This is a genomic window from Mesorhizobium sophorae (assembly GCF_002270415.1).
GTDB classification, from domain to species: Bacteria; Pseudomonadota; Alphaproteobacteria; order Rhizobiales; family Rhizobiaceae; genus Mesorhizobium; species Mesorhizobium sophorae.
In genome coordinates, this window is sequence record NZ_NNRI01000012.1 from 84,180 (window position 1) to 97,712 (window position 13,533).

The following is a 13,533-nucleotide window of genomic DNA, read 5'->3' on the forward strand; positions in this document are numbered from 1 at the left end:
TCCTGTTACGGCCTTGGCGCCGCTTTGGATTTTTGTTTTACGCATTATCTCCAGCGAAAAGCGGTTTCCACTTTTCAGGGTCATGCGAACTCCACAACAAGGCCGTCGCTGGCGATCGTCAAGTCGCCGGCCCATGTTTTCCTGACAGCGGCGATCCAGTCGGCCTCGCCGATCCCGGGATCGTCGGCCGGAATGAGGTGGTTAAGCACCAGCCTCTTCACGCCGGCATCGCTGGCGATGCGCCCGGCCTCCTCGGCAAAGCTGTGGCTGGCGAGCAGATGTTCCCGCAGCCGCGCGCCATTGCCGGTTTTGGCCACCAGCCGCTCTATGCCTTCCTCCAGCATAGCTTCGTGGACGAGGATGTCGGCGCCTTGGGCAAAATCAGCGAGCGGCGGAAAGAAGGCCGTATCGGTGGAGAACACCACGCTTTTCCCGCCACGCTCGAAGCGCAGCGCAAAGCAGTCGGTCACCGGCGGATGGTCGACGCGCAGCGCTGAAACCTCGAGGCCGTGTTGCTCGACAATCAAGCCTTCGGTGAATTCGTTGATCGAAACCAGCTCGCGAATATCCGGCCGGCCTTCATCGACGATGCGGATTTCGACGTCGAATTCCATAGCCTGACAAAAGCGCCGCCAGTAGTGGTCGGTTCCGGGCGGACCGTACACGCTGACGGGCGAGGCCAGACCGGCCGTCCAGGCGGTGTGGACCAGCGGCCCGAGTTCCAGCACATGGTCGGAATGCAGATGCGTGATGAAGATCAGGTCGAGCGCCTTCAGCCCGATGCCGGCATCGACGAGACCCCGCGTCACGCCAAGTCCGCAGTCGATGACAATGCTGCGACCGCCCATCTGCAGCAGCGACGAACTCGGCCATGGGCCACCCGGCCGCAGCGCCGGCCCGCCCTTCGAGCCCAAAAGCACCAGCCGGTCCGGTATCGGCTCGCCGCTCAAGACCAGTCGCCCTCGGGCGTGCCGTTGAAGCGCTTCTTCAGATCGGCCCAGCAGTCGATGTAGTTGTCCTGCCGGGTTTCCAGTTCGGCGCCGTAGCGGGTCAGCATCTGCGGAAAACGGGTCTCGAACATGAAGGCCATGGTGTTGTCGAGCTTGACCGGTTTCAGGTCCGCGCGCGAGGCCTTTTCGAAGCCAGGAGCATCCGGGCCGTGGGCCAGCATCAGATTGTGCAGGCTGATGCCGCCGGGAACGAAGCCTTCCTCCTTGGCGTCATACTGACCGTGGATCAGCCCCATGAACTCGCTCATGATGTTGCGGTGATACCAGGGCGGCCGGAACGTATCCTCCGCCACCAACCAGCGCGGCGGGAAGATGACGAAGTCGATGTTGGCGGTGCCTTCCTCGCCGCTGGGCGCCGTCAGCACGGTGAAGATCGAAGGATCGGGATGGTCGAACAGGATGGCGCCGACCGGCGAAAAGGTCGCCAGATCATATTTATAGGGTGCGTAGTTGCCGTGCCAGGCAACGACGTCCAGCGGCGAGTGGCCGATCTCGGTGACATGGAAGTTGCCGCACCATTTCACCGTCAGCCGGCACGGCGTCTCCTTCTCCTCGAACCAGGCGCAAGGCGTCTTGAAGTCGCGCGGATTGGCCAGGCAATTGGCGCCGATCGGGCCACGGTCCGGCAAGGTCAGCTTGGCGCCATAGTTCTCGCAGACATAGCCGCGCACTTCGGCATCGACCAGCTCGACCTTGAACACAAGCCCGCGGGGCAGCACGGCGATCTCGCCGGGCCGAAGCTCGATGACGCCCATCTCGGTGACGAAGCGCAAGGCGCCGACCTGCGGCACGATGAGCAACTCGCCGTCGGCGTTGAAAAAATGGTCGTCAACCATCGAGCGGTTGGCGACATAGACGTGGGCCGCCATGCCGGTTTGCCCGAGCACGTCGCCGGCGGTTGTGATGCTGCGCATGCCGGCGATGAAATCGGTCGGCTCCTTCGGCATCGGCACCGGGTTCCATCGGTACTGGCCGAGCGCCAACTCGTGGTCGCCGACATTGGGGGCGCTCTTCCACAATGGATAGTTTGCCGGTTTGAAGCGGCCGGTGTGCTTCACGCTCGGTCGGATCCGATAGAGCCAGGAGCGTTCATTGGTGCCGCGCGGCGCGGTGAACGGGGAACCGGAAAGCTGCTCGGCATAGAGGCCATAGGCCGGCCGCTGCGGCGAATTCCGTCCCTGCGGCAGCGAGCCGGGCAAGGTTTCGGTTTCGAAGTCGTTGCCGAAGCCCGGCATGTAGGAAAAGGCCATCGCTTCCTCCCGGAATTGACCAAACTGGTTTCATTTGTAACCATCGAAAATGTAACTATCAATGCCAATGCTTCTGCCGGATGTGCAACCATGGAAATCCTCGACCTGGAAAACTTCCTTCCGTACCGGCTCTATCGCCTGGCCGACGCCGTCAGCCGCGAATTCGCGGGGATATACAAGGACAGTCATGGCCTGACCCGGCCTGAATGGCGCACCCTTTCGGGGCTCGGCCAGCACGGCACGATGACCGCGACAGCACTCGGCGAGCAATCGGCCATGCACAAGACCAAGGTGTCGCGCGCTGTCGCCGAACTCGAACGGCGGCACTGGCTGACGCGAACTCCCGATGAAAACGACCGCCGCGTCGAACATCTGACCCTGACCAAGGCGGGGCTTGCTGCCTATGGCGAAATGGTGCCGCTGGCGAAGGCGTTCGAGCGGGGGTTGCTGGCAAAGCTGACCGCCGGCGAGCGGGCGGGGATTATCAATGGAGTGGCGGCGCTGGAGGTGGCGCTGTACAGACCAGTGGAAAAGCAATGACGCCGTTCCGTGGTGATCCTTCCCACCCCCCTCTGTCCTGCCGGACATCTCCCCCGCAAGGGGGGAGATTGGCAGCTTCGGCGCTCCGCCGATCCCTACAGCGCTGGTAGTTGGCGAAGGCATCCGCGACATCCGATCTCCCTCCTTGCGGGGGAGATGGCCGGCAGGCCAGAGGGGGGTACTGCCCCGCCGACTTTTCTAGTTGCCTACCAATCCATCACCACCTTGCCGGAACTGCCGCTGCGCATCGCATCGAAGCCGGTCTGGAAGTCGTCGATGCCGATGCGGTGCGTGATCAACCCGGAAACATCCAGCGGGCCCTGCACCAGCGCGATCATCTTGTACCAGGTCTCGAACATTTCGCGGCCGTAGATGCCCTTGAGATGCAGCATCTTGAAGATGACCTTGTTCCAGTCGATCTCGAAGCCGGTGGGCGCAATGCCTAAAATGGCGATCTTGCCGCCATTGTTCATCGTGTCGATCATGTCGCGGAAGGCGGGCGCCGCCCCCGACATTTCGAGACCGACGTCGAAACCCTCGGTCATGCCGAGTACCGGCATGACGTCGCGCAGCTTTTCCTTCGAGGCGTCGACGACGTGCTGCACGCCAAGCTTTTTCGCCAGCGCCAGCCGCACCGGGTTGATGTCGGTGATGACCACCTTGCGCGCGCCGACACATTGCGCCACCAGCGCGCCCATGATGCCGATCGGCCCGGCCCCGGTGACCAGCACATCCTCGCCGACCAGATCGAAGGACAGGGCGGTATGGACCGCATTGCCGAGCGGATCGAAAATCGCGGCGATCTCGTCCGGCACGTCGTCGGGGATCGGCACGACGTTGTGCTGCGGGATCGCCAGATACTCGCCGAAGGCGCCGGGGCGATTGACGCCGACACCGAGCGTGTTGCGGCACAGATGCCCCCTGCCCGCTCGGCAGTTGCGGCAATGGCCGCAGACGATGTGGCCTTCGCCCGACACGCGCTGGCCGACCTTGTATTCGGTGACCGCGGCGCCGAAATCGGCAACCGTGCCGACGAATTCATGGCCGGTCACCATCGGTACCGGCACCGTCTTCTGCGCCCACTGGTCCCAATTGTAGATGTGGACGTCGGTGCCGCAGATCGCCGTCTTCCTGACCTTGATCAGCACGTCGTTGGGGCCGATCTCCGGCACCGGCACCTCTTCCATCCAGATGCCCGGCTCGGCCTTGGCCTTCACCAGCGCCTTCATCATGTTCGACATGCTTTTGTCCCTTGAATCTCTTGTTCCAAAATCGCTTTGCGATTTCGGCCTTTCAGGAAATCACCCCGAGTTCGCGCCCGACGACGCCGAACGCCTCCACTGCGCGGTCGATGTCGGCGCTGGAATGCGCCGCCGACATCTGCGTGCGGATGCGCGCCTGGCCCTTCGGCACCACCGGGAAGGAAAAGCCGATGACATAGATTCCGCGCTTCAGCATGCGCGCCGCCATCTCCTGCGCCAGCGTCGCGTCGCCCAGCATCACCGGAATGATCGGATGATCGGCCCCGGCCAGCGTGAAGCCGAGCTTGCCCATCTGCGACCTGAACCGTGCCGCATTGGCATATAGGCGTTCGCGCAAGGCGTCGCCATTGCGGATCAGGTCGAACACCTTGATCGAGGCGCCGGCGATCGCCGGCATCAGCGTGTTGGAAAAGAGATAGGGCCGCGAGCGCTGGCGCAGCCAGTCGACCACTTGGCTTTTGCCCGATGTGTAACCGCCGGATGCACCGCCGAGCGCCTTGCCGAGCGTGCCGGTGATGATGTCGACCCTGCCCTCGACGCCGCAATGCTCGGCCGAGCCGCGGCCATTCTGGCCGACGAAGCCGACCGCATGGCTGTCATCGACCATCACCATGGCATCGTATTTGTCGGCGAGGTCGCAGACACCCCTTAGATTGGCGATGATGCCATCCATGGAAAACACACCGTCGGTGGCGATCAGCCGGAAGCGGCAATCCTTCGCCTCCTTCAGCCGCGCTTCGAGGTCGGCCATGTCGTTGTTGGCGTAGCGGAAGCGTTTTGCCTTCGACAGCCGCACGCCGTCGATGATCGAGGCGTGGTTCAGCGCATCGGAAATGATCGCATCGTTCTCGCCGAGGAGTGTCTCGAACAGGCCGCCATTGGCGTCGAAGCAGGAGCCGTAGAGGATGGTGTCCTCCAGGCCGAGGAAGGATGAAATCGTCGCCTCGAGCTGCTTGTGCTCTTCCTGCGTGCCGCAGATGAAGCGCACCGAGGCCATGCCGTAGCCATAGCGGTCGAGCGCCTGGCTGGCCGCCGCACGCAGGTCGGCGCTGTCGGCGAGGCCGAGATAGTTGTTGGCGCAGAAATTAAGCACCTTCTGACCGCCGACCTCGATCTGTGCCGACTGGGTCGAAGAGATCACCCGCTCGGATTTATAGAGGCCGGCCGACTTAAGCCCCGCGAGTTCGCTGTCGATGTGAGAGAGAAATGCTGCAGTCATGATAGGGCCTCGTTTGATGTGGGCCGACTGTCGTCCGGCCCGCTCGAAAAATCCATCGCAAAAACGACCGGATCGGTGGGCATGCGGCCCCGATATGCATCTTCATGCGGCCGCGGAAGCGACGTCACGACAACAGTGCTGGCCGACGACCTCTCAAATGCCGACACAGCGCGAAACCAGCCGATAACCATTTCGCGATCTTTAAGCGTTTCCCCCTCGCCGTTCGGCTGTCGATTTCCAGACCTGTTAACGTTTGCAAGCCAATGGTCCTCGCAACAAGAATCCGTTGGCGAGAGGGCCGCCCCACAACATGTCGCAGCAGCCGGTGCAAACCGTTTCAGGCAAGCTCATACTGCTGATCAAGGCTGGCTACTGGCTGGCCCTGCTGATCATCGCCGCCATGGTGATAGCCTCCTTCATCCTGCTGCAGCAGATGATGGCCACCCAGCAGCACAACAACACCTTGCTCGACATCGTAAGCACGCAAAAGACGCTGTCGCAGCGCATCGTCTTCCTTGCCGGCGCAACGAGTTCTGGTTCGCGTGACAAGCAGCCGGCGCTGGTCAGCGCTCTCAAGCAGGCGACGGCGGAGTTCGAGACGAACTACGATCTGCTGCTCGAGCAGACCAACGCCGACCCGATGTCCCCTGCCCGATTGGACCCGAAATCGACCGAGAGCGTGCTGTTCGCCAAGCCGTTCCATCTTGATTATTTCTCGGTAGGCCTCGTCGCCAATGGCAAGCGGCTGATCTCATCCTTTGAATCCCAGCTGACGGGCGCCAGTGACGGCTACAAGGGCAGCGGCGAGCGCGTCAATCTCGATGCCTCTGTCGCCAACGCGACCTTGTCGGGCTACGCAGCGCTTGGCCAGCGCATTAGCGCCGATGCCGACGAGCGCGCCGAGAAGCTGCTCGCGCTTCACCGCACGCTGTTCTACGCCACCCTCGGCGTGATCGTGCTGGTGGCGCTCTTCATCTTCCGGCCGATGTCGAACGCCATCCTGCGCAAGACGCATGAGCTGATCGACGCACGCAATTCCATGGCCTTCATCGCGGTGCACGACGGCCTCACCGGCCTGCACAACCGCACGTTCCTGACCGATCATTTCGATACGCTGATCAAGGGCTCGCAACGGCGTCGTGAGCGGCTTGCCGTCGTCCAGCTCGACCTCGACCGGTTCAAGCAGATCAACGATACACTCGGCCACGCCGCCGGCGACTATGTGCTGGTCGTCACGGCGCAGCGCATGCGCGATTCCTGCCGGGCATCGGACCTGTGCGTACGCCTGGGCGGCGACGAGTTCGTCATGATCCTCGGCGGCGCCGGCGGCACCGAAGACATCAACATGCTGGCGCGGCGTATCCTGGCCCACATCAACGAGCCGATCATCTTTCAGGGCACGACCATTCTTCCGGGCGCCAGCGCCGGCATCGCCGTCTACCCGGTCGACGCCGACAATGCGCAGGACCTGCTGGTCCACGCCGATCTGGCACTCTACTCTGCCAAGAAACTAGGAGGCAGCAACTTCTCGTTCTTCTCCGAAGAGTTGCGCCGGGAGCTCGACTATCGCAAGCAGCTCGAGCACGACATCAAGATCGCCATCGCGGACCGGGCGTTCCAGGTCTATTTCCAGCCGCAGGTCTCGTTGACCGACGGCACGATCAGCGGCATCGAGGCGCTGGTGCGCTGGAACCATGCCGAGCGCGGCATGATCTCGCCCGGCGAATTCATTCCGGTCGCCGAGAAATGCGGCTTCATGCCGGAGATCGGCCGCATCGTCATCAGCAAGGCGATCAATGGAGCCGCCGAATGGAACCGCGCCGGCATTGCCTTTGGGCGGCTTGCCGTCAATGTTTCAGGCACCGAACTGCGCGAGCACGACTTCGATGCGTTCCTGTTCGAGACGCTGGAGAAGGCTGGGCTGCCGCCGCAGAAACTGTCGCTGGAAATCGTCGAGTCCGTCATTCTCGATGACGAGAAGACCGGTATCGCCGCCAAGCTGCGCCATATCAGGGCAGCCGGCGTCCATCTCGAACTCGATGATTTCGGCACCGGCTATGCATCGCTCAGCCATGTCAATCCCAACGAGATCGACCGGCTGAAGATCGACCGCCGCTTCGTCCAGAACATCCATGAGAATGGCGACAACTCGAAGATCGTGCGCGCCATCACCGAGCTGGCGCGTGGCCTTGGCATCTCGATCGTTGCCGAAGGTGCAGAAACCGAGGCCGAGCTCGATTCGCTGATGGCAATCGGCTGCGACCAGGTGCAGGGCTATTCCATCGCCTTCCCGATGCCGCACGACAAGGCGCTGGAATGGCTGACGGCCCGCATGCCGAAGAAGGCCAGGCTGACGGTGCTGCAGGGAAGCCTGGCGTAGGCGCTGCACAAAGCGCGTCAGCGCTCGAGCGGAGACATCCGACGCGCTTTGTCTCTCTGTTTTCTCCATGTCGTTGCCCCAAAACCGCTGCGCACTTTTGGGCGACATGCACCGCACGCCTTGACAAGCCGTTGTGGACATGGCGGCCTGTCGTCATCGCAACCTGATAGTGCGGGTGATGACACCGTTTCGGATTGTCCTGGCGGCACTGTTGGTTTTTGCGTTCCCCGCCCATGGGGCGGATCGCACAATCTATCTCACCTTTGACGATGGCCCGCTGAACGGCACCAGCAACATCCTCGACGTGCTGGAAGCCGAACAGGTTCCGGCGACCATGTTCATGGTCGGCATGCATGCGCAAGCGAGCGCCGCCAACAGGGCACTCGTCCAGCGCGCCAAACAGCTTCCGCTGGTTACGCTCGGCAACCACAGCTACAGCCACGCCAACAACCGCTACCAGCATTACTACGCCGACACCGAAGGCGTCGTCGCCGACATGATGCGGGCAAACGCGGTGCTCGGCTTGAAGCCGGTGGTGCACGCGCGGCTGCCGGGGCGCGACGTGTTCAGGCTGCCCTCGATGTCGAAGAACGACACTTCGCTTGGCCTGGCCCAGGAAGGCCGCGAGGAGCCCGACTATGAGTTTGTCGCGGCCTCAGGCTTTTATCTCTACGGCTGGGACCATGAATGGGTGCACAAGGACAGCGGCGAGCCGGTGCAGAGCGTCGACCATCTGGTCAGCGAGATCGATCACCTGTTCGGCTACGGCCGCTTCGTGAGGCCGCACAAGCTGATCCTGCTGATGCATGACGAGATGTTCCAGGACAGTTTCGACGGCAAGACCAAGCTGACCAACCTGATCACCGCACTGAAGCTGCGCCGCTACACCTTTGGCGCAATCCAGAGCTACGACGACTGAGCCTGCCCTAGCTTTCCACATTGGCCCGCAAGGCCGCCAGCACCTGTGCGAACTCCGCCAGCCGCTCGTCGGACAACCCCACCCGCAGCCGCTTGTCGAAAACAAGCGCTGCCTTGCGCAATGTCTCGAACATCGCTTCTCCGGCATCGGTCAGTTCGACCAGGTGAACCCGGCGGTTGACGGGATCGCGGCGGCGCGTCAGCAGGCCCTGCGTCTCCATCGCGTTGAGATGGTGTGTCAGCGTCGCGCCCTGGATGCCGATCATGCCGGCAAGCTCGCGCTGGTTGGCAAGCTTGCTCGACTTGACCGACAGCAGAGTGAGCCAGACAGGCAGCGTGCCGCCAGCCTCGACCAGGGCAGCGTCAAAAGCCTGGGCAACCAGCTTGGCGGTACGGCCGAGATTCATGCCGACTGGCGGGCGTTCAAAGGGCGTCATCACAAGACACTAGAACAAGGGAAAGGCCGATGGAACTGGCCGTGGTTTATACATTGACACCTAACCGTTAGATATCTAACTATATCATTGACGCACGAAGGAGGAGAATCCGGTCATGCAGTACGTCTACATCGTCGTTATCGGCCTTCACGTCATGGCGGGCGTATTCTGGGCAGGCACGACGATCACGCTGGCGCGCGATCCCGATATCCGTGCCGAGCGCTTCATCCAGCCGCAAATGGGTGCGGCCGGCATGGTTTTCCTGACCGGAGCGCTGCTCTGGTATTTCTTCCACGGCGCCTATTTCGGCTCGATGGAAATGGTGCTGGCGCTTGGCATCCTGACCGCTTTCGCCGCCGCCGGCGTGCTCGGCGCCATGGTCAGGGCGCCCAGCCGGCGGCTTGCCGGCGCAAATGCGGAAACCGAAACGCAACTGCGCGCCAGAATGGCGACGGGCGAGCGCATCGCCGCGCGGCTGCTGGTCGTCACCGTGCTCTGCATGGCCGTCGCCAGGATGGTCTGAGACGCAGCAACTAACAGAATCGTACGTTGTCTGGCGGCAAGCCAATGACGTGCGGGCGCGCGGCCTGACCGACGTACACGGGCTCTCGTACGCAGGGCCGACCGCGCGCCACCAACGATGCCGGGGCACTTTTCGGTCCGATGGTTCACATCCTATTTAATGATCGGATTCGTCCGAAAACCGCTGCGTCCTTTTCGGTCCGGTGCTAATGAGCGGCAAATTCGAAGGAATGTTGCCCATGACCGTCACCAAGAACCTCACCCAGCTCGGCGCACACGTCGAGACGCCCCAGAGCCCCGATCAAGCGGTACTGGAGACCGTGCCGTTTACGCGCGGCGACGGCCCGCCGGCAATCGTGCGCTTCACCTGCCCGGAATTCACCTCGCTGTGCCCGGTCACCGGCCAGCCGGACTTCGCCCATATCGTCATCGACTACGCCCCCGATGCGCTGCTGGTGGAATCGAAGTCGCTGAAACTGTTCATGACCTCATTTCGCAACCACGGCGCCTTCCATGAAGAATGCACCGTCATGATCGGCCGCCGCATCGTGGCGGCAACCAAGCCGCTGTGGCTGCGCATCGGCGGCTACTGGTTCCCGCGCGGCGGCATTCCGATCGACGTGTTCTGGCAGACCGGCGCGCCACCGGAAGGCGCCTGGTTGCCCGATACCGGAGTGGCGCCCTATCGCGGGCGCGGCTGATGCATGTCACCCAAAATTGACGCCGGTTTTGAGGCAACGGCATATATAGGAACAAAGACTTAAGGCGCGTCGCCTGAATCCGTTTCAACAACGCGCTTTTGGTCTCCCGCTCATTCGCACTGATATTGGCTGAGCGCCCATTCGCCGGTCACCGACAACAGGTCCGATATCTTCCAGTCGCCGTCGACCTTGCTGAACTTCCATTCCAGCCGGTGCGGGTTGCCGGCGACAACGAAGGCGACAATGACCTTGGCCTTGTCGCCATTGATCGCTTCAAGCGTCTTCAGGCTCTTGTCGATCTCGGCTTTGTCATAGTTCGCGTTGTCGAGCGCCATGTTGGGGTCGAGGCATTCGCCCTGTCCGGATTTGCGCAAGGCGTCGCTCTTGTCGAGAACGGTTTTCGCCGGATCGATGAAATGGCTGCGCTGCGCCGGATCGAGTTCGAGCCCGACCTGATCGTAAAATGGCCGCACCACCGCCGTCGGCGATCCCGGCTGGACGGGGGCGGCGGGCTCGCTGGGCGGCCATGCCACGGGTGGCGTTGCGGGTTCCACCGCACCGCCGGGCGCATTTGCAGGTGGCGCTCCGATGTCGCCCGGGGCTGTGTCGGCCGGCGCGTTTGCCGGCGGCGCACCGAACAGCCCTTGCGCAGCGGCGGCGCTCAGACTCGCCAGCAGGCACACAGCCGACAGTGCCAGGAACGGGCGACGGACCATCGCCTCACTCCGGCGTCTGGCCGGCCACGCATTCCAGCGCGCTGAGCTTCCAGTCGCTGGTCTTGGAGGCAATGTCCGATATCTTCCACTTGCCGTCGATCTTCTTGAGCGACCAGACCATGTCACGCTTGGAGTCATCGCCTTCCGCAAAGAGGCTGAAGGAGGCTGTAACCTCGGCGGTGTCACCATCCAGCTTCTCGGACAGTTTCAGCGTTTTCGAGACAGTCTTCTGATCGAAGTCCTGTGCGTCCAGACCGGGATCGAAATCGATGCAGGCGACCTCGTCAGGGTTCTTTTTCGTTGCCTGGTCGTTCAGGTTGAACAGGTTCGTCACCGGCTCGGTGAACCGATCCCGGTATTGCTCGTCAGCCTCGAATTTGACCGCCGGCACATAGAAGAACTTCACCGCATCGGACGCTGGTCCGGCGAAGGCAGCCGCGGGCAAGGCTATCGAAAGGGCGGCAACGAGCACTGTCAGTCGCATGCAGGATCTCCGGCTTTTGATGGCTCGACGCTATCAATACCACACATCCTGCATATCGACTTTTTTGCGGCGATGAAGTCCTGGAGCGCCAGCCCCCAGGCGCCCCGCCAGACATTCTGGAGGCTCGCAAAAGCACTTCCGCGGCTGCCGACGATACCGGCAGATACAATCGCCGCGAACATCACAGGATCCTCAGCCTCCGAAAGTCGCGACAGGTGCTTTGAGCCGGGAGCGCTCAGGCTTGACACCGAGCCCTGGCATCTGCGGGACCCTTATATGCCCGTTTTCTATGACGACGGGGTTTACCGGGTCGGTATGCCCTTCGATGTATTCCTGCGCGATCCAGGCGCCCTCGAAACGGCTCGGCTCGACGGTAGCGGCGAGGTGCACGCAGGCCGCGGCGATGACGTCCCCACCCCAGGCATCGTCGCAGCTGTGCGGGAGCGATCGTATCGCACACAGGTCGCGGACCGTGACCATCTTGGTGAGGCCACCAAGGCGGGTGACCTTCAATCCGAATCCGTCCGCGATACCTGAAGAAACTGCCCGCAGGACGGCATTCAAATCCTCGGTATTCTCATCGAGGTAGACCGGATGGGTCACGCGTCCCTTGAGACTGGCGACTTCCTCCATCGTGTTGCAAGGCTGTTCGAACACGAACGGGATTGCCTGGCAAAGCCGATCGATGTGCAACGCCGCCGCGGCGGTGAGGCCACGATTGGCGTCGACGGCTATCCGGGCCTTGAAGCCAACCACTTCCCATACCTTGTGCACGGTGGCGACGTCTTGCTCAAGATCCCGTCCGCCTATCTTGATCTGAAGTCGTGGGTATCCGGCCTTGACCTTGTCGACGGCAATACGCGCCGTCTCGTCCGGTGCACCGACAATAGTCGAGTAGTAAGACGGGACACGATCGGTGAGCGCCCCGCCCAGAAGTGTTGAAACCGGAACGCCCAGCCGCTGGCCGGCGAGGTCGAGGAGGGCTATGTCCAAGGCCGCCTTGGCATAGTTGTGACCGTTCAACCGCTCGTCCATTCGTTTCGCGAGGCGGCGCATGGAAGCAGTGTCCTCACCAACGAGTCCAGGCGCTATTTCGGCAATTGCCGCTCGCGCACCCAGGGCATGTTGGGGCTGATAAACAGGGCCGACCGGGCACGTCTCACCCCAGCCTGACAGTCCGTCCTCGGTGGTCACTTCAACGAGTGTGCTATCCAGATTCTGCACGGTATCGCTAGCCATCCGGTAGGCGCCGCCTTTGACAGGCAGAAGCACCTGATAGACTTTGATCGACTCGATGCGCATACGGACCTCAGCCCCCTTCGTGCCAAGCGATTCTGGCCATCTTGCCATCCGGGTGCATGGCGGCGCTCTCGGTCACAAACATGGATCGAACTGCTGTGCTCAAGTCCGCACGTTGTGCTTGCGCTTCATGAAGTCCTTGGCGGTCTCGACCGCCACCGCGGCGTCGCGGCAATAGGCGTCGGCGCCGACGGCCTTGCCGAATTCCTCGTTCAGCGGCGCACCGCCGACCAGCACGACATAATCGTCGCGGATGCCCTTTTCCTTCATCGTGTCGATGACGACCTTCATATAGGGCATGGTCGTGGTCAGCAGTGCCGACATGCCGATGATGTCGGGCTGGTGCTGCTCGATCGCGTCGAGATATTTCTCGACCGCATTGTTGATGCCGAGGTCGATGACGTCGAAGCCAGCACCTTCCATCATCATGCCGACGAGGTTCTTGCCGATGTCGTGGATGTCGCCCTTGACGGTGCCGATGACCATCTTGCCCTGCTTCGGCGCGCCGGTGGCGGCAAGCAGCGGACGCAGGATGAACATGCCCGCCTTCATCGCGTTGGCCGACAACAGCACTTCGGGAACGAACAGGATGCCGTCGCGAAAATCCTCGCCGACGATGCGCATGCCTTCGACCAGCGCTTCGGTCAGCACCTTATAAGGCGCCCAGCCGCGCTCGAGCAGGATGTTGGTGCCTTCCTCGATCTCTTCCTTCAGCCCGTCATAGAGATCGTCGTGCATCTGCTGCACCAACTCGTCGTCGGAAAGTTCGGAAAGGATGATCTCGTCGTCGGACAT

General features: G+C 62.3%; 15 protein-coding genes. 5 read left to right on the top strand and 10 right to left on the bottom strand.

From position 1 onward, the window contains the following. Positions 1-80: 80 nt before the first annotated feature. Both CGZ66_RS17645 and hmgA read right to left on the bottom strand, forming a co-directional pair. Positions 81-950, bottom strand: a complete 870-nt coding sequence (locus CGZ66_RS17645) for an MBL fold metallo-hydrolase (protein ID WP_095085886.1) — start codon at positions 948-950, stop codon at positions 81-83. Beyond that, positions 947-2,260, bottom strand: a complete 1,314-nt coding sequence (gene hmgA, locus CGZ66_RS17650; protein ID WP_095085889.1) for a homogentisate 1,2-dioxygenase — start codon at positions 2,258-2,260, stop codon at positions 947-949. The genes CGZ66_RS17645 and hmgA overlap by 4 nt, the downstream gene beginning before the upstream one ends. Before the next feature lie 90 nt (positions 2,261-2,350). Here hmgA and CGZ66_RS17655 point away from each other — a divergent pair, with 90 nt between their 5' ends. Next, positions 2,351-2,800: a MarR family winged helix-turn-helix transcriptional regulator gene (locus tag CGZ66_RS17655; protein WP_095085892.1), complete on the top strand. Its 450-nt coding sequence runs from the start codon at positions 2,351-2,353 to the stop codon at positions 2,798-2,800. Positions 2,801-3,006: 206 nt separating this feature from the next. Here CGZ66_RS17655 and tdh read toward each other — a convergent pair whose 3' ends face one another. Beyond that, a complete protein-coding gene (tdh, locus tag CGZ66_RS17665; protein WP_040584004.1) occupies positions 3,007-4,041 on the bottom strand; it encodes an L-threonine 3-dehydrogenase in 1,035 nt (344 codons plus the stop codon). Positions 4,042-4,093: 52 nt separating this feature from the next. Then, complete coding sequence (locus tag CGZ66_RS17670; RefSeq protein ID WP_095085895.1) at positions 4,094-5,281, bottom strand: glycine C-acetyltransferase; 1,188 nt, start codon at positions 5,279-5,281, stop codon at positions 4,094-4,096. 310 nt (positions 5,282-5,591) lie between these two features. On the opposite strand from CGZ66_RS17670, the gene CGZ66_RS17675 reads away from it, so the two are divergent. Together CGZ66_RS17675 and CGZ66_RS17680 are read left to right on the top strand one after the other, a co-directional pair. After that, the gene (locus CGZ66_RS17675; protein WP_095085897.1) at positions 5,592-7,661 is read left to right on the top strand and encodes a putative bifunctional diguanylate cyclase/phosphodiesterase; all 2,070 of its coding nucleotides are present in this window, start codon (positions 5,592-5,594) and stop codon (positions 7,659-7,661) included. Between the two features lie 178 nt (positions 7,662-7,839). After that, positions 7,840-8,580: a polysaccharide deacetylase family protein gene (locus tag CGZ66_RS17680; protein ID WP_095085900.1), complete on the top strand. Its 741-nt coding sequence runs from the start codon at positions 7,840-7,842 to the stop codon at positions 8,578-8,580. A gap of 7 nt (positions 8,581-8,587) precedes the next feature. Here CGZ66_RS17680 and CGZ66_RS17685 read toward each other — a convergent pair whose 3' ends face one another. Beyond that, complete coding sequence (locus CGZ66_RS17685; protein WP_095085903.1) at positions 8,588-9,016, bottom strand: MarR family winged helix-turn-helix transcriptional regulator; 429 nt, start codon at positions 9,014-9,016, stop codon at positions 8,588-8,590. Positions 9,017-9,131: 115 nt separating this feature from the next. Between CGZ66_RS17685 and CGZ66_RS17690 the strand changes: the two genes are divergently transcribed. Further along, the gene (locus CGZ66_RS17690) at positions 9,132-9,539 is read left to right on the top strand and encodes a hypothetical protein (protein WP_095085906.1); all 408 of its coding nucleotides are present in this window, start codon (positions 9,132-9,134) and stop codon (positions 9,537-9,539) included. A gap of 238 nt (positions 9,540-9,777) precedes the next feature. Further along, on the top strand, positions 9,778-10,239 hold the full coding sequence (gene queF / locus CGZ66_RS17695; protein WP_095086672.1) for a preQ(1) synthase: 462 nt from the start codon (positions 9,778-9,780) through the stop codon (positions 10,237-10,239). 110 nt (positions 10,240-10,349) lie between these two features. On the opposite strand, the gene CGZ66_RS17700 is transcribed toward queF, so the two are convergent. From CGZ66_RS17700 to CGZ66_RS17720, 5 genes are all read right to left on the bottom strand, one after another. After that, positions 10,350-10,955 (bottom strand): hypothetical protein, encoded by a 606-nt coding sequence (locus CGZ66_RS17700; protein WP_095085909.1) that lies wholly within the window; start codon positions 10,953-10,955, stop codon positions 10,350-10,352. 4 nt (positions 10,956-10,959) lie between these two features. Continuing rightward, the gene (locus CGZ66_RS17705) at positions 10,960-11,439 is read right to left on the bottom strand and encodes a DUF3828 domain-containing protein (protein WP_095085912.1); all 480 of its coding nucleotides are present in this window, start codon (positions 11,437-11,439) and stop codon (positions 10,960-10,962) included. Beyond that, entirely contained in the window at positions 11,430-11,621 is a 192-nt protein-coding gene (locus tag CGZ66_RS17710) for a hypothetical protein (protein ID WP_095085915.1), read from the bottom strand. The genes CGZ66_RS17705 and CGZ66_RS17710 overlap by 10 nt, the downstream gene beginning before the upstream one ends. A 10-nt stretch (positions 11,622-11,631) precedes the next feature. Beyond that, a complete protein-coding gene (locus tag CGZ66_RS17715) occupies positions 11,632-12,741 on the bottom strand; it encodes a mandelate racemase/muconate lactonizing enzyme family protein (RefSeq protein ID WP_095085918.1) in 1,110 nt (369 codons plus the stop codon). Positions 12,742-12,840: 99 nt separating this feature from the next. After that, complete coding sequence (locus tag CGZ66_RS17720; RefSeq protein WP_095085921.1) at positions 12,841-13,533, bottom strand: corrinoid protein; 693 nt, start codon at positions 13,531-13,533, stop codon at positions 12,841-12,843.